At 45.3% G+C, this 16,589-nt stretch carries 16 protein-coding genes; 10 read left to right on the top strand and 6 right to left on the bottom strand.

Annotated features, from left to right (window positions below; all coding sequences use genetic code 11):
- The 6 genes from B1757_RS15045 to B1757_RS05115 all read right to left on the bottom strand — a co-directional run.
- Positions 1-899: PmbA/TldA family metallopeptidase (locus B1757_RS15045; protein WP_216360823.1), on the bottom strand; the 899-nt coding region annotated here is incomplete at its 3' end.
- Positions 900-915: 16 nt separating this feature from the next.
- Positions 916-1,899 carry an ABC transporter ATP-binding protein gene (locus tag B1757_RS05135; RefSeq protein WP_101537295.1) on the bottom strand — a complete coding sequence of 328 codons (984 nt, stop codon included), beginning with the start codon at positions 1,897-1,899 and terminating at the stop codon, positions 916-918.
- Positions 1,896-2,879: an ABC transporter ATP-binding protein gene (locus B1757_RS05130; protein WP_253253718.1), complete on the bottom strand. Its 984-nt coding sequence runs from the start codon at positions 2,877-2,879 to the stop codon at positions 1,896-1,898. The genes B1757_RS05135 and B1757_RS05130 overlap by 4 nt, the downstream gene beginning before the upstream one ends.
- A gap of 1 nt (position 2,880) precedes the next feature.
- Entirely contained in the window at positions 2,881-3,792 is a 912-nt protein-coding gene (locus B1757_RS05125) for an ABC transporter permease (protein WP_101537293.1), read from the bottom strand.
- Positions 3,785-4,732 carry an ABC transporter permease gene (locus B1757_RS05120; RefSeq protein ID WP_301179154.1) on the bottom strand — a complete coding sequence of 316 codons (948 nt, stop codon included), beginning with the start codon at positions 4,730-4,732 and terminating at the stop codon, positions 3,785-3,787. Before B1757_RS05120 ends, B1757_RS05125 begins: the two co-directional genes overlap by 8 nt.
- Positions 4,733-4,783: 51 nt before the next feature.
- Complete coding sequence (locus B1757_RS05115) at positions 4,784-6,427, bottom strand: peptide ABC transporter substrate-binding protein (RefSeq protein WP_253253716.1); 1,644 nt, start codon at positions 6,425-6,427, stop codon at positions 4,784-4,786.
- A gap of 898 nt (positions 6,428-7,325) precedes the next feature.
- On the opposite strand from B1757_RS05115, the gene B1757_RS05110 reads away from it, so the two are divergent.
- From B1757_RS05110 to B1757_RS05065, 10 genes are all read left to right on the top strand, one after another.
- On the top strand, positions 7,326-9,788 hold the full coding sequence (locus B1757_RS05110) for a TonB-dependent receptor (protein WP_101537291.1): 2,463 nt from the start codon (positions 7,326-7,328) through the stop codon (positions 9,786-9,788).
- Positions 9,789-9,865: 77 nt separating this feature from the next.
- Positions 9,866-10,498, top strand: coding sequence for a MarC family protein (locus tag B1757_RS05105; RefSeq protein ID WP_101537290.1), 633 nt, complete (start codon positions 9,866-9,868; stop codon positions 10,496-10,498).
- A 19-nt stretch (positions 10,499-10,517) separates the two neighbouring features.
- Complete coding sequence (locus B1757_RS05100; RefSeq protein WP_101537289.1) at positions 10,518-11,585, top strand: malate dehydrogenase; 1,068 nt, start codon at positions 10,518-10,520, stop codon at positions 11,583-11,585.
- A complete protein-coding gene (locus B1757_RS05095) occupies positions 11,573-11,845 on the top strand; it encodes an ACT domain-containing protein (RefSeq protein WP_101537288.1) in 273 nt (90 codons plus the stop codon). Before B1757_RS05100 ends, B1757_RS05095 begins: the two co-directional genes overlap by 13 nt.
- Positions 11,846-12,030: 185 nt before the next feature.
- Complete coding sequence (locus tag B1757_RS16005; protein WP_368233165.1) at positions 12,031-12,615, top strand: energy transducer TonB; 585 nt, start codon at positions 12,031-12,033, stop codon at positions 12,613-12,615.
- Positions 12,616-12,651: 36 nt separating this feature from the next.
- Positions 12,652-13,299, top strand: coding sequence for a MotA/TolQ/ExbB proton channel family protein (locus B1757_RS05085; RefSeq protein ID WP_101537287.1), 648 nt, complete (start codon positions 12,652-12,654; stop codon positions 13,297-13,299).
- Between the two features lie 30 nt (positions 13,300-13,329).
- Positions 13,330-13,728 (top strand): ExbD/TolR family protein, encoded by a 399-nt coding sequence (locus B1757_RS05080; protein WP_101537286.1) that lies wholly within the window; start codon positions 13,330-13,332, stop codon positions 13,726-13,728.
- Between the two features lie 12 nt (positions 13,729-13,740).
- Positions 13,741-15,075, top strand: a complete 1,335-nt coding sequence (astB, locus tag B1757_RS05075; protein ID WP_101537285.1) for an N-succinylarginine dihydrolase — start codon at positions 13,741-13,743, stop codon at positions 15,073-15,075.
- Positions 15,076-15,101: 26 nt separating this feature from the next.
- Entirely contained in the window at positions 15,102-16,085 is a 984-nt protein-coding gene (locus B1757_RS05070) for an arginine N-succinyltransferase (RefSeq protein ID WP_101537284.1), read from the top strand.
- A 4-nt stretch (positions 16,086-16,089) separates the two neighbouring features.
- Positions 16,090-16,572 (top strand): GNAT family N-acetyltransferase, encoded by a 483-nt coding sequence (locus tag B1757_RS05065; RefSeq protein WP_101537283.1) that lies wholly within the window; start codon positions 16,090-16,092, stop codon positions 16,570-16,572.
- Positions 16,573-16,589: the final 17 nt, after the last annotated feature.

The following is a 16,589-nucleotide window of genomic DNA, read 5'->3' as shown; positions in this document are numbered from 1 at the left end:
GAGGAACCCAACACATTCAGTAAGGAGCTGCCATACTGAAGTTTGCCAAAATCTGAAAGCTCTACAAAGCTCCAACCCGCATAGTTTCTTTCATCACCGAGAATCCGGTCCAGTTCCAAAGGATGACCGATACTCTCATGGATCTGCAAGGTCATTTGAGCAGGGGACAATAGAATATCCATGACATCACTTGGACAGTTTGGTGATGATAATAACTCCAGTGCCTCGCCAGAGAGTAAAGCTGCCGTTTCTGGAGTGAAAGCTAACGCCTTCATAGTTTCTACATTAATAGCGCCCTGCATATATGGACCAAAGCTACGCGACTGAACATGCTTACCATTGCTTGCGGTAACTTCCATAAATGGCAGAAATAAATGTGTTTCTTGAATCTGTTCCGCTCCAGCGCAGTGGAGAAAGTAGCGCTGCCTTTCCATATTTGCTAAGACAATATGACGATCTTTGATTCGCTCATCAATCACCATAGCAGCATCCAGCCAATGCATATAATCAAAACGCTCCTGCAAGGACATATTTTCTCCTTGGGGAGATTGCCATTGTCCTTTGCTATGGGATTGAGGCCATTTTTCTGTATCCATAAGACGATAGGAGGCGAGCTGTTCTGCACGATTTTTTGCACGGATAATAGCTCTACGCAACCCTTCAACCGTAAGATCGGTAGTTGATGCATAACTCACATTATCTTTTGTCCCCACTGTTATAAGTGCCGCTTTTAGCGTTTCACGCTCAGGAGCTGTCGCGACACCTCTACGTAGTGATACGCTTAATTGTGAACGTTCCTCTACTAAAACAGACCAATAAACGTATTCACTCAACAAGTCCGCAGCGCGATAGGCACTTGCACGCAAGCTTTCCGTCAGTGAAACGCTATGTTTTGACATGCGTGCACCCCATAGTTTAATTCCCCACCTGTAAGGGAAAATGGCAAGCTACCTGATGACCTGGGCTCAAATCTTGAAGCGGAGGCCTCTCACTACTGCACCGAGCCTCAGCCTTGGGACAACGGGTGTGAAAAGCACAACCTGATGGTGGATTGACCGGTGATGGTGGCTCACCCACAGGCATGGGCAAATGGGTGGCCGTATTTTGCCGCACCATCGGCGGTAAGGCGTCCATCAATGATGCAGTGTAAGGATGGGCCGGAGTGGCAATGAGGGTGGCCGTAGGGGCTACTTCGACGATGCGCCCCAGGTACAGGACGATAATGGTTTGTGCCAGGTAGGATACGGCACCCAGATCGTGGCTGATAAACACATAACTGAGCCCCATTTCTTTTTGTAGATCTTGTAATAGATTCAAAATACGGGCTTGCATCGAAACATCCAGCCCGGAGGTTGGCTCATCCAAGACCAGCAACTGGGGTTCCGTACTCAACGCCCGGGCAATGGCAATGCGCTGACGCTGACCACCCGAATATTGCCCGGGATAACGATTCATCGCCCGTCGGTCCAAACCCATCCTTTCCAGAAGTGCTTCGGCCTTATGACGTCGGGTACTGCTGTTGCCCAGCCGTTGCAGCAACAAGGGCTCCATGATGATCTGCCCTACCGTCATGCGCGCATTCATGGAATCAAAGGGATCCTGGAAGACCATCTGCATCTGCTGACGGTAGGGACGCATCTTTTGTTCACTGAGTTTTGTCAGGTTCATACCATTGAGAAACACTTCTCCGGCACTGGGACGCACCAAGTGCAGTATCGCCCGCCCCAGCGTACTCTTCCCGGATCCCGACTCCCCAATCAGCCCGATGGTTTGCCCCTGCTCCAAAGCAAAGTGAATATCACTTAAGGCATGAATGGTGCCTTGGCTCTGTCGGAGGATTCCACCCTCTCCCAGCTGAAAGCGTACATCCAGATTTTTGACTTCCAGCCAGTGGCTCATGCCGCACCTCCCACCGGATGGATACAGAAAAAGTGGTGGGCATCCGTACCCGTTCGTTCTGGATAGGCTGTCAAACATTCGGGGGTCATGGCCGGGCAACGCTCCGCAAATCGACACCCCCGGGGAAACTCCTGGGGACGGGGCGGTAGTCCATCAATATCCGTGAGTCGCTTACCCACGCTCATGAGTCGGGGTATGGCGTTTAACAGTGCCTGACTATAAGGATGGCGGGGAGCCTGAAAAAAATCCTCTGCCGAACCCTGTTCAACCGTTTTCCCCGCATAAAGTACCATCACCTTGTGGGCATACTCCGCTACCAGAGAAAGGTCATGGGTGATAAAAATGACGGCCATACCTTGCTCTTTCTGTAAGCGCTGGATGAGCCGCAAAATCTGGGCCTGATTGATCACATCCAGGGCGGTGGTGGGTTCATCGGCAATGAGCAAACGCGGATTACAGGCCAAGGCCATGGCAATCATCACACGTTGCCGCATCCCCCCCGAAAACTGATGGGGATAATCATCCAGTCGCTTTTCGGCATCAGGAACTCCGACTTCTTTGAGTAATTTCAACGCGTGAGTACGGGCAGCCGATATCGATGCCCCGCAATACAAACAATAGGGTTCGGCAATCTGCTGGACAATCGTGAGGCTCGGATTGAGCGAAGATAAAGGATTCTGAAAAATCATCCCGATTTCCCGACCACGGACGGCCCTTAAGGCCGCGTTAGATAAGCGCGTCATTTCCGTCTCGCCTAATCGGACTGAACCACTGCTCACGCGTCCGCCCCACGGTAACAAACCCATCAGCGCCGCTGCAGTCATGGATTTGCCAGAGCCTGACTCCCCCACCAATCCCAGGGTTTCGCCCGCAGCTATATCAAAACTGAGGTCTTCAATCACCTGAAAAGCTTTACGCCCACGTCCGAATGTCACGCTCAGATTACGCACCTGCAAACCTGAAGATTCGCCTGCTTTCATGTTAACGCCCCTCCAAACGTGCCAGCAGTCCTTGACCAAGCACATTCATAGCCACAATCGCCAGGAAAATAGCCACTCCAGGAAAGACGATAAGCCACCAAGGACCAATAATTACCAGTTGCAGTCCATCATTGAGTAAACCACCCCAGGATGCGTGGGGAGGCTGTATCCCCAGCCCTAAAAAGGACAATCCGGAAAGTGCCAAGATCAGATCGGCCACCATAAAGGTGGCATTCACAATCAGAATCGGCAACATGGAACGCAGCAAGTGCACGCGGGCGATATACAAAGTGCTCGCCCCAAACTGCCGGGCGGCCAGCACATAGTCTCTTTCTTTATAGGCCAGGGCCTCATTGCGTACTATGCGGGCCAGTCCCGGCCAGGACAAACAACCCAGGACCAAAATGAGGCTTAATGTGTTGAGCGGAATAATGGCCGCGAAAAAAATCATCAAGACAATGCCTGGCAGGGCCAGTAATGCATCCAGAAGACGCATCAATACTTTATCCAACCAGCGCGGGCTCATGGCCGCGATCATGCCATACAAAATTCCCAAAAACATGGCAATTACCGCGCCCAACAAACCGACTTCCAAAGTCGCTTTGCCACCGTCCATCATCCGGGCGAGCATGTTTCTTCCCAGATTATCGGTGCCAAAAGGATATTGCCAGGAAGGGGCCAACAATAAGTGATTGGCATGGATGGCCAAGGGATTCGCGGGGTATAGTATCGGACCTACCCAAGAGAACAAGAGCAAAAAAACGAACAAACCCAGACCGGTCCAGGTCATGGGATGACTAAACTGCCCCACCCAGTGACGCAACGAGTCTGTCCAAATTCGCGTAAACATGCCCGGTATGGGGCGCGCTACCAGGCTGTTATTCACATTCATATCCGTTGGACTACTACTCATAACGCACCCGTACATCCAAAATACTATTAGTGAGATCTGCTGCCAGATTGCCGAGTATCGTCAGAACGCCAATGAGCAGCACGATAGCTGAAAGGGTGGGATAATCCTGTTCCAGCGCCGAACGCCATAACAGCCAGCCCAGACCGGGATAATTGAACACACTCTCGGTCAGAATCCCGCCGACAAAAATACCGGGAATCATCATGCCGATCACCGTGACGAGAGGACGGATGGCATTGCGCAGCACATGATTCACGGCAATGCGCAGGGGCGGAATTCCTCTCGCCCAAGCCGTACGTACATAGTCCAAGCGATATTCACTCCGGGCCTGATGTCCGAAATAGCGGGACAATCCGGCAGTCAACGGCAAGGCAATTGTGATGGCAGGCAAAACCATATGGTGAAAGTAACTGCCGATATTCAGTGCTCCAGTACTCTGGTCGCCGCCAATACCACCGGGGGGAAACCAGCTTACATAAATAGCAAAAAAAAGAATCAGCATGACGCCAATAAAAAATGTCGGAATGGAATAAACGATAATCTGACCGGCACCTATCAACACTCCCGGAGTACGCTCCGCCCAATAGCCTTGAAACATACCGATAATAATGGAAAAGAAAATGGCAACCAGCGTCGCCAGCACATAAAGAATGATGGAATTGGCCAGATAGGATCCCATCAGCGAGGCCACAGACGCATGCTGTGTGAATGAGTACCCCAGATTTCCTTCGAAAAGGTGCTCCCACCAGATGGCATACTGCTGCCAGAGGGGGTGATCAAGACCCATTTCCTTGTTCAAGGCTGCTACTGCATCAGGGGTGGCATGCATTCCAAGAATGCTGTATGCCGGCCCCCCCGGCGTCGCGTGAATCAGAAAAAAAACGATAGTCACCAACAGAATGAGAGACAATATTGAGGTCCGCAGCCGATTAAATATCATGCGTCGCATCATTAGAAAATACTCCTGGATATTTTTAGGATTAGGAACAGTCTATGATTTCGCATGACTTACCCATAGATATTGAGGATTAAAACCACCAGCAGGAGTAATGGCCCGACTGATCCCATGGATGTTTTTCGCGGCCATCACAAAAATTTTCATATTCGGAAGCACAATAACCGGCTGCTGCTCGGTAAAATAATTTTGAAATTTATAGAGCGCATTCAGTCCTGGGGACACACGAATTTTAGCCATAAGCGCATCCATTTTAGGATTACAATAATGATAACTATTTTGAACTCCGCCACATTTGAAAATAGATCCGCCAGTAGGAAACCCGGTTTGTGACCAAGCGAGATAAACAGCTTGCCACTTCTTACTATGCGGATCAACCATTTGCGCATAAACTTCATTAAAAGGCATTTCTCTAAGTCGTACCTGAATGCCGACTTTAGCGAGCATGGTTGCCAACAAGGTTGGTCCTCGAACCATGGAGGGCGGCATATACATGGTGAAAGCCATTTTATGACCATTTTTTTCACGGATTCCGTCAGGTCCCCGATGCCAACCCGCTTGATCCAGCAGCTTGTCGGCCAGTTTCGGATCATAAGCGCCTTGACTCAGTAGGGACTTGGCTTCAGGAGACAAATAAACGGGTGGATTACCAGGCACAAGTCCATATGCGCGAGCACCGTAACCATAACCCATAACATCAATCATTAAATCTTGATTAACCGCATGCATCATAGCTTGTCGGACTAACAGATTCTTAACAAAAGCAATTTTTGGATTAGAAAAGTTGAATCCTAAATAATTAAATCCCCATATCGGGCCAACAACTGTTAAGTGATCATTGGTTAACTGATTACGAGCAGAATATAATGGCGCCGGCAAATTACCCAACTGTATTGCACCACTTTTCAACGCAAAGAAGACGCTCGCATTGGAGTTTAGGAAGCGGAAGACCAAGCGGCTGATATGCGGTTTATCCGGCCCACTGAAAGCTTGATTAGGAACCATACTAGCATATCGGCCAGAATGAAAACTTTGCAGACGAAAAGGACCATCAACTACGGAGTAAAACTTTACATTAGTCATATTATCATTCATTTGTTTAATAGAATAATATTTCCAACTATGTTCAGGATAAGGATTAAAATATGACAATCCAGACAACTCAAACCAGCGCGGATTAACTGCTTGCTTGGTAACAACACGAAAAGAAAAAGGGCCCAACACCTTGAAAGACTTGATATCGTCCGGAAAACCTCCACTATCCCAACCAGGATATAACGGACCGAGCTTCATCAGCATGTGATAAGTATACGCTATATCAGCTGTAGTAACCGTAATTCCATCAGACCATTTCCAGTGTCTGTGCAAATATACGGTAAAACTTTGGTGTTGTGGACCAACCACAATCTTTTTAGCAATACTCAACTTGAAGTTAATTTGAAAATCCCGATTTACCCAAAACAAGGGTTGGTACATTAACGCTTCAGCCTCAGCGTCGTAGGCAGATGAAGTTAAAAACGGATTAAATCCATTCATCGCTGCAGGAGGAGCCAAGCCAACACCAGGCACAGTAACAATAGTACCACCATTTGGAATTTTAGAACTATCATCTGCATGAGCGACAACGCCCATAATGAGTGTGAGAATAAAAATTAGCGATATTTGATTTAGAAGCTTCACATCAACATTCCTGATTGCAACAACTGTATCTCGTTTATAAAGGAGACCATGACCCTCTTACCATTATCATAAAAAAATTTTATAGATGTAGAATTCCACAATTTTCAATGAAGACTCTCTCCACACTACTTTGGCAATCAAAGCAATTTTCATACCTTTGAAAACCATCCAATTGCGCTGGTCGAAAAGAGATAGAGTATCGAATCTTTCATGATGATAAGCTACTTACTCGCAAAATATGATTTTAAAAACAAGGCAATCCTACTTACCAACCAAGTGCAAGACAAGTATTCTGCCCCAAATTTCGTTGTCGCACCACTGCAGTGCGCCTCGATCGAGCTTCAGCCATAGCAAAAGACCATGATTTTTTCTAATATTTTTTTATATTTCAGAAGATTAAGCTTAATATAAACCTTCTCAACACCAAAGCAACGCGCACAGCGCGTCCTATGCCATTTAGTTAAGACAAGCTGATCATCAGCCAAACAAAACCCTCGCAAAAAATACATCTTATTGATTTATATTATTTATATTATATTTCAGCCTCCTGGCTGGAATGATATATCTATCCAGGCAAACCCACTCGCACCAATTGAGTGCGTATTGCCGCTTATTGCACCATGATAGACCACTGCTTAGCCTATACAGCCCAACTAGGAAGATCATAAAAAGCTTATATAGCTCAAAGATCGTTTGTAGTTTATTATTTTTTTGTTCGATTTTTCATTTGGTTACCCATTCAAAAGGATCGTCAGGCAATACTTTCGCTGAAATCAACAAGCTCTATTGTCGTATTGGCACAACAGTTGCTATACTCGTTCGTCTAAGTTATCCAGCCTGCAATTTTTCGCAGCTCACGGATAAACATTAGAAAACTCTTAATCATTGGAGAAAAACTATGCATCCAAACCCGAGCAACCCTCATAACAAAGTCAAACGGACTGTTCCGCTTATGCCGCAGGGCAGCAAACTACTACTTGTTGCAACCATGATAGCTCTTTATCCCACGCTAAGCACCGTAGCCTACGCAAGCACAACTGACAATCTTGCTATAAGCAGTTCAGCAAAGCCTGATAAAATCATCAAGCTCAAGGAAATTAAAAAGAAATATCAAAGATTACTAGTGGGTGAGCGCAACATTGCTTCGGCAATGTCTGTTATTGGACCGACACAAATCAAACATGCAAGTTCTGCAGAGAGCATCTACAGTCTTCTGAAACAGACACCTTCAGTGAACGAATACCAACAGAATGTTGGGCCTGGTACCCCAGTGTTGACGGTTCGTGGTGTGCGAATGAGCCAGCTGGCACAAACCCTGGATGGCATTCCCATGACCGACCTGTTATCAGGAGGACAGGGAGCCTATTTGAATAATAATGTTGGTACGATCATCAGTAACGGGCAGATATCGGGCATTCATGTCTATCCTGGCGTCGCCCCGCCTGATCGTGGTGGTTTTGCGACCGTGGGCGGAACCGTTTCCTACACTACCAAAACACCGCCCGAAAAACGCTATGCGGATATATTCACAAAAATTGGGTCTTTTTCCACAGATACTTATGGTTTTGATGCGAGCACTGGAAAAATTCCCGATACAGACGGGCTGCGGATATATACACGCTTGAGCCAGACGCAGACAGACGGCTATATTCAAAACACACCTGCGCGTTATACGGATTTTCTCTTTACCGCGATCAAGCCTTACGACTACGGCCTATCTAAAGTGACTGGCACTGTCATTTACAATACCGCCCATGGTTATCTGATCAGCGCACCGAATGCAGTCGCTCAGCTGGATAAATACGGTATTTTTTATAATTACCCGTTATCTGAGTCCAGTACATTCCAAAGAAACCAGTATTTAACTGCCATTCTTGGGGACAGCACTTACATTAATAGTCACCTAGTCATTGGCGCTAAGGCATTTTTTATTCATAAACATAGTTACTTAGCGGGCTACCTTGATCCAAAATACATTGCCAAGGACTATCCCTATCAGGTAAATTTCAATAACCCATATTCTGGATATGGGGCTTTAGCTCCCACTACAGCTTCACCAGGGGTTATCCCTCATACCTATGATCCTGTGGCCGTTTTCGGAAGCTATCCCGCAGGTGAGGCCGCCCAGATCAATTATGGGGGATCTAATACCATTGGGATCGCACCAAAAATCAATATATTCCTTCCCCACAATGATATTACTATCGGTGGTTTGGTGGCTCAGCAGACTGCAGGGCCGGGCGGGGGATCCTATTTCTACGGCAGCCTCGATATGCCAAAAATTTACGGATACAATTCATATGGTGACCCCTCCGGAAAATCGCAACGCACCGTATATAGTGGCTATGTTTCCGATAAAATCAACTTAATCAATAACAAGCTACATATTGAACCGGGGGTAACTCTGACTGGTGTAAGCACCAGCAATTACGTACCGGCCAACCTTTATGGTTCTCCTCCAAATGCTTATACGTTATCTAACTACGACAAAGAAATCCTGCCCTATTTGGGTTTGTCCTATGATATTACCCACAATGTGATTGCCTATGCGAGTTATGGTAAAGGGGCTCGTTTTGCACCTGTAGCTGATTATCTTTTAGGTCCATCAGGTAGCACAACGCTCGCACCTGGACCGGAAACAGTCAACGCTTATGAAGCCGGTTTGCGCTATGTGGGGAAACATCTGTATTTAAATTTTGACGGTTTCTTGCAAAATATGCATGGGATGTTTTCGTTTTACACCAACTACCTTACTGGCTTATCGAAATATGCCAATGTAGGTGAAGAGCAAATGAAGGGCTTGGAATTTGCCGGTAAATATGAAATCAACCCTGAGTGGACAGTATCAGGCCATGTTTCCTACACCAATGCCCAATACATGAACAGTTTCTCGGCCAATGTGACCCCATTTGAAGGGCAATATGGTTATGTATTTGCAGGAGACCCGCTCGCTTCTGTGCCCAACTGGCTGGCGGGGTTGCGCGTAGGTTATCATCAGCACAACTTCCACGCGGCTTTGATTGAGTCGTACACAGGGCCGCAAGTAACCACTTATGACCTTCCACCGACTGAATCGAATCCTCTGTTGCAAGATGCAACTACACCCAATCCCGGAGTCAAGCTTGCTCCGTATTTCCTTACCAATCTACAGGCCAGTTATAAAGTGCCTATCCACAAGGATCATTTATCGTCAGTGACTGTTAGTTTGAACATTGACAATCTTTTGGACAATCACTACTACCTCCACTACTATCAGTCGTACAAGGAATATGCTTTTGCGGGGGTTGGAAACCCCTATGCCGAGGCCTACCCCGGCATGCCGAGATTTATTGAGTTAGGCCTTTCCGGACGCTTCTCATAATACGGCATCCTAATATTGACTTTGGCCCAGGTTTTACCTGGGTCAACTTTTAGTCCTCAAAACCCCGAGATATAGATGTGAACTCCAGTAATATAGAAATATTTATACAAACATTAGTGACTTTGTTTGTGCTGATGGATCCCATTGGTATTGTTCCTATATTTGTGGCGCTCACCAAAGACCAAAACAAGGAACAACAAAAATCGACAGCCAAACATATTTCTTTGGTTGTGGTTTTGGTACTGATCATAAGCACCCTATTCGGTAATGATATTCTTTCATATTTTTACATTGGTATTGCCGAATTTAAAGTCAGTGGTGGGCTACTGCTTTTGCTCATGTCCATACAAATGTTAACTACAGACAATATTAGCATGGTTTTTGCCAAAGGAGCTTCACAACCCTACAACAGTGGCCGCTTGGTCACCCCCTTGGGAATCCCGCTGCTTGCAGGCCCTGGCGCTATTGGTACAGTGATTATTTATGGTCAAACTGCTCATTCAACTTTGAGCTATGGATTGATTCTGGTGGATGTGATCATTGCCTCATTTGCAGCCTATATTGCCATGGCTAATGCTCATCATATTGCTCGTTTTTTGGGAGAAATTGGTATTGAGATTATTACGAAAATAGCTGGCCTCATTCTTGGAGCAATCGCCATACGTTTCATATGCCAGGGCTTGATTCGTTTACTACCTGGGCTCAGTTGACGGAAAGGATTATTAATTCATGGATATTTCCATCATTGGCGCCAATGGCAGTACGGGTAAACATATTGCCAATCGCATATTATTGGAGCGAATTCTTTTACCTACTGATCGATTACAATTAGTCGGACGAAATAAAGGCTCCAGCGGGCAGGCATTGTATGGCTTTCGACAGGATCTGAAAGATGCTTTTGCTGAACGTTGCCCTATTATTGATATTGCATTTCATCCCGAAGAAGTGGTCGCAGATATTATTATCATGGCTGCCGGATCGACCATTCAAGCCCATAATGCGCCTGATTCTCCGCCGCCAAGTCGCGATGAACTAGCACTTTATAACCAGCAAATCGCCATTCCCTACGCCGAAGCACTCGCAAAATATAGCCATGGTCACGAGGTAGTTATTGTTGTGACTAATCCAGTCGAATTGATTGTGGAAATTTTTTCGCAGCATTATAACAGGCATAGAGTTGTTGGGATGGGTGCATATCAGGACAGCCTCCGCTTTCGTCGTGAGGTAGCTCGGTCTATAAATGTGTCGCGTGAAGCCGTTCATGCTATGGTTTTAGGTGAGCATGGTGACGGCATCGTTCCTGTATGGAGTGGTGTCACCATTCAGGGTTTCTCCGACAATGAAACCCGGCGTGCCATTCGCACGGTTCGTAGCAGCATCAGAAGTACGGATTTTCCAGCGAATTTAAGTCTTATGCGTAATGAGGTCATCAAAATCGCCCAAAAAAACGGTATGGCTGAAGCTTTCCAGCTTTTTGATACTTTCCCACCCGATATCCGTACCATGGTGGGTCCATTTCTCACCTTGTTTTCTGGTACAAAAACAGATATTGCAACGGCTAACGCTACTGTGGATCTCATCAAATCGATGCTTAGTGGTAAAGATACCGTTATTGCTGCTCAAGTATCCTTAAACAAGGAATTCCTTGATGTAAAAGCACCTATTGGTGCTCCGGTGATCATTAGCCCTAAAGGATGGGATGCCATCTATCCGGTCTCTCTTTCTGACGGTGAAAACCATTTGTTCCTGGAAAGCGCACGATCCATACAGGAGAAAATGCACACATGGAAAGTCTAGAAACCGAAGCTGTCCCGGAACAGGTGTTGGTATTGATCGTTCGCGATCAACCGGGAACCTTGTTCCAGATTTCTGCTGTATTCTCCAATCGTGGCATATCCATGAGCAGCATACATCTCCACGAAGAATCCATTCCATGCAATGGCAAACCCTGTACTCGCTTGGTTATACGCTTCTTCGGTGAGGACAGCCGAAAAAAAATCATCCTGCGTTTGCTTTCAAGGCTTGACTGTGTGTTAGAATCCGGCGATTCTGGTTAATTGACAAAGTTCTCACATTTAGACTTTTCATTATTTTCATATACTAAACAAAACAATAGAGGTGATTAAGTGGGTGATGCTACCCCCCCCAGGTTCCTGACAAACCTTCCCGCTGGAGCTATCAGGGTCAATCCAAAAGTTTTCGGTATGCCATAATCAGCGCCCTGGCTGTAGAAATAGCCCTGGTGGCAGGTCTCATCTTGCTCTCTCACGAGCAAGTAAAACCCAAAAAACCACCTAAAGTCATCAGTGTACAGATTGTGCACATACCACCGCCTCCCCCACCGCCTAAACCGAAAGTGAAGCCTGTGCCACACCCGCCAAAACCGGTAAAGTTGCCGGTTCCGGTTGTGCATCATCCGGCTCCTTTGCCCGTTAAACCGCCAACTCCGCCGACGCCCCCACCGCCTCCTAAGCAGGTGGTCAAGGTGCCGCCGCCCCCGGTGAAGACGCCACCGCCACCGCCACCACCAGCGCCAGTATATAGTGGCGTAGGCGCTTATGGCTCCGGGGCTAGATCACGAGTGAGAAACCACGTACATATCTCGGCTATTATCAAACAGCTAGGATTACAAGGCACTGTTATTGTGAGCTTTAAGCTGGATCCGTCGGGTGGCAAGGCGCGAGATGTTAAAGTGGTTGGTGGTTCTCAGAATCCTCTGCTTCGCAAAGCAGCACTCGCGGCTGTTGCAGATAGTGATTTTCCGGCATTTACCAGCCATATGCCTCCGCACACTTTGTCATTTACTGTCCCAATAGACATTTCCTAAATTTACTAATCCAGCAATCAAGAGGAACTTAATTCCATGTCATTCCAATATATCATTCACCTTGCCAACTATTCAGATGGGGTTCTTTATGTCCTCGCCATCCTTTTTTTAATAGAGTTGGCAGTTATATTTGATCGCGCCTGGTTTATGCGTTCGGCCTTACGCAAGGGAAAAAGTATCATTCACCAGCTCTCAGAAGTGGGCGCCCTCACCAGCGAAAAACTTGAACAATTGATGCAAGAAGCCAAGGGTCAGCCAGAAGAACAAATCATTACAGCCGCTTATCGTCATATGGATCTAGTACAACATTATGGTAGCGCAAGAGGTGAAGCCTTTGACAACCGGCTCGACGAGGCTATCTTTTTGACAACACCTTTCCTGGATAAGCGATTGTGGATTCTTGATACAACGGTGACATTGGCTCCATTGTTGGGTCTTTTTGGCACGATTTTGGGTATGTTTCATGCCTTTTCGATTCTAGCAGCGCCTGGTCATGCGCCCACCCAGGTTACTGGTGGCGTGGCTGATGCCCTTATTGCTACCGCCTCCGGCTTATTTATAGCCATGGTTGGACTCATTACATTCAATGCTTTTAACAATGCCATTGACAAAACCATTCAACAGCTTGAGTCTATAAAATTATTACTCATCAATCGGTTAGATGGGGTCAAAGCCAAAAGCTGATAGACCATAGAAGATATTCAGGAGCTAATCATGATTCCACGTCGAAGAAATAGTAAAAAAGGCCGCGTCGAAATTATCCCAATGATCGATGTTATGCTTTTTTTACTGGTCTTTTTTATCATGATCACTTTACAAATGATCACTGATAAAGGTCTTAAATTACAGTTGCCGACCTCCAGCACTGCCAAAGAACTACCTCACCCGCATTTTGTGATAAATATAGAAAAAACGGGTAAGGTTGTGGTCAAAGGCAAAGAAATGACTCTGGATCAACTGCAGAGTTTTCTGAGTACTGATGGTGATGTAGAACACACCCAAGTAACAATTGCAGCAGATAAGGTGGTACCATTTCAGCAATTCGTGCATGTGATGGACACATGTCAAAAGGCCGGGGTTACGCAAATTGGCATTGCTACCAAAGCAACTTAATCTTACATACTCATGATCGAAATGAACATGGACGGTTTAGTTGGGCCCAGTCATCACTATGCTGGGCTCAGCCATGGCAATCTCGCCTCTAAGCAAAACGCTTTGCAAGTAGCCAACCCTAAAGCAGCAGCATTACAAGGTCTGGACAAGATGCGCTACTTGTTCGATCTGGGCTTGCCTCAATGTATTTTTCCTCCATCATCAGCACCAAAACTTCATGTACTCAGAACGCTTGGTTTTACAGGAAGTAATGCTAAAATTATTGAAGGTTGCGCGCGCACTTCACCTGAATTGCTTAGTCAAATATATTCATCATCAGCCATGTGGGCTGCTAACGCAGCATGCATTTCATCATCAGCAGATACCCTAGATGGAAAAACCCATTTTACACCAGCTAATCTTAATAGCACATTTCATCGATCCTTAGAGACTACCGATACCACACGATTTCTAAAACTGTTTTTTTCTAACGAAGATTTTTTTATTCATCATTCAAGCCTGCCAAATCACTCGCGATTTGGAGATGAAGGTGCTGCAAACCATTGTCGGTTATCGCTCGAAAACAATGCTCCTGGAATCTCTCTTTTTATTTATGGACGTTCTTCTTTCAATCGGTTAGCAAGGCAGCCGCAAAAATTTCCTGCTCGACAAACTCTTGAGGCTTCTCAGGCTATTGCCAGATCACATGGTTTAAATCCAGACTTATGCTTTTTCGTGCAGCAAAATCCAGAGGCGATTGATCAGGGTGCGTTTCACAACGATGTAGTGTCTGTCACCCATAAAAATATCATGTTTTGCCATGAGCAGGCTTTCCTGGATCAGGACAAACTAAGGCAAAAGCTCATTTCTATTTTTAACGCACACGATGAAAATCTACATTGGATTGAAGTTCCAGCACGGCGCATTCCATTGGCAGAGGCCATTAAAAGTTATATTTTCAATAGTCAAATCATTACTACAGCACAAAATAAAGTTATTCTACTTGTTCCAAATGAATGCCGCGAAAATATTAAAGTCTGGGATTATCTCCATGAACTTTGCTTAGATGAAAACTATCCTTTTTCGGAAATAAAGACGATTGACTTGAGTCAATCCATGCGCAATGGAGGAGGACCGGCCTGCTTAAGACTAAGAATACCCTTAACTTCCGAAGCCTTAGAAACAGTGCACCCAGGGATAGTTTTTAGTGAGCAACTTGATCAAAAATTAAGATCATGGGTAAATCAATACTATCGTGATCGACTTCATGCAGATGATCTTGCTGATCCACTATTACTGAAAGAAACGCAAGAAGCACTATATTCCCTCGGCCCCATACTGCAAACAAATGCTCTTTATGATTTTTAATACTTGTCCTTAGTTCAGCACATACCATGTATATACGCCCCGTTAAAGAAAATGATCTAGATGCGCTATTATTATTCTTACAACAATCAAAAACTGAGCTCACCAGTCTTTCTAGAAAAAAAAATATACTTGCAGAAAAAATAGAGCAATCCATTACAAGCGAAAAATGTCAGATATTATCTGATTGGCAAAGATCTTTAATGGTCCTTTATGACCCTGAAAAAGATTCAATAGCTGGCATCAGCGGTCTTGAGCGTGAAAAATCATGTGCTCCACATTACATTATTGATCAAAAAAGTAAATGCTTGCGATTTTCAACATCGGCAGTTAGCCCACTAAAGTTAGGATCACTGCTTATTCATGAAAATTATCGCAATTATGGGTTTGGTAAATTACTTTCAAAATGCCGTTTCTTATATCTTGCCAACTTTTCGCACCCCATTGCTGATCACATTCATGCTGAGCTTAGAGGTTGGGTAGATAACAATTATAGAAGTCCTTTTTGGGACAATATTAGCAGTTCTTTTTATGATGGAAATTTCTCAATCATAGATCAATACCGTGGGACTTATCCAGAAATATTTGTTGAAAGTTATCTTGCCGAGCATGAAATTCCTTTTTATCTTATTGATAATGATGTGAAACAAAAAATAGGCTCGGTGCATAAAGACACAGAAAATGCCAAAAGAATGCTGGAAAAAGAGGGGTTTTTACATACATCATGTATAGATATATTAGATGGAGGACCCACCCTTAAGTCCGCATTAAAAAACGTCTTTACCATTAAAAACAGCAGCCTTTTTTCTGCAATCCCCAACCGCGAAAAAAATAAAATATCTGAAATATGGATGATATCCAATATTAAGGTAAGCGGATTTCGCGCCGGTTTGTATCCAGCCGCACATCGCTCTGGACACCTATATGTTCACCCACAGACACTTGCTGCTTTAGAATTAGATCCAGGCGATCTTGTCCGAGCAGTTCCCAGGAATGTAGCTCATCAGAGGTAAAATCATGATTAAAGTTTGTCTTGCAGATTACCATAACCCACAACATTGTTTAGTCATTCGTAAACTTATTGATCAATATGCTCAGGATGACATGGGACAAGGAGCCCCCCTACGCCAGGATGTCTATGAAAATTTGTTAGAAAACCTTGCGATTCGTTCGTGGGTTCATATTTTCTTGGCAGTCGCTGGAAAAGAAATAGTCGGCATTGCTGTTTGTATAGAGGGATTTTCTACTTTCAATGGTGCAGCCTTGTTGAATATTCATGATGTTTATGTGGTTCCGGAATTTCGCCGCCAAGGTATTGCGCGCACCCTCTTCAGCTTTATTGAGGATCATGCGCGTGAGCAAAAATTTTGTAAATTAACCCTTGAAGTTTTAGAAGGTAATATTCCAGCGCAAAAATCCTATCGATCTTTCGGATTCCAGCCTTACACTATCAATGAGGATGGTGGTGTCGCCCAATTTTGGCATAAATATCTCGTTTGAGCGCATGGACTTGTCAT

The sequence above is a fragment of the Acidithiobacillus marinus genome (assembly GCF_002847505.1).
Taxonomy (GTDB): domain Bacteria; phylum Pseudomonadota; class Gammaproteobacteria; order Acidithiobacillales; family Acidithiobacillaceae; genus Acidithiobacillus; species Acidithiobacillus marinus.
This window is presented reverse-complemented; position numbering and strand designations above follow the sequence as displayed.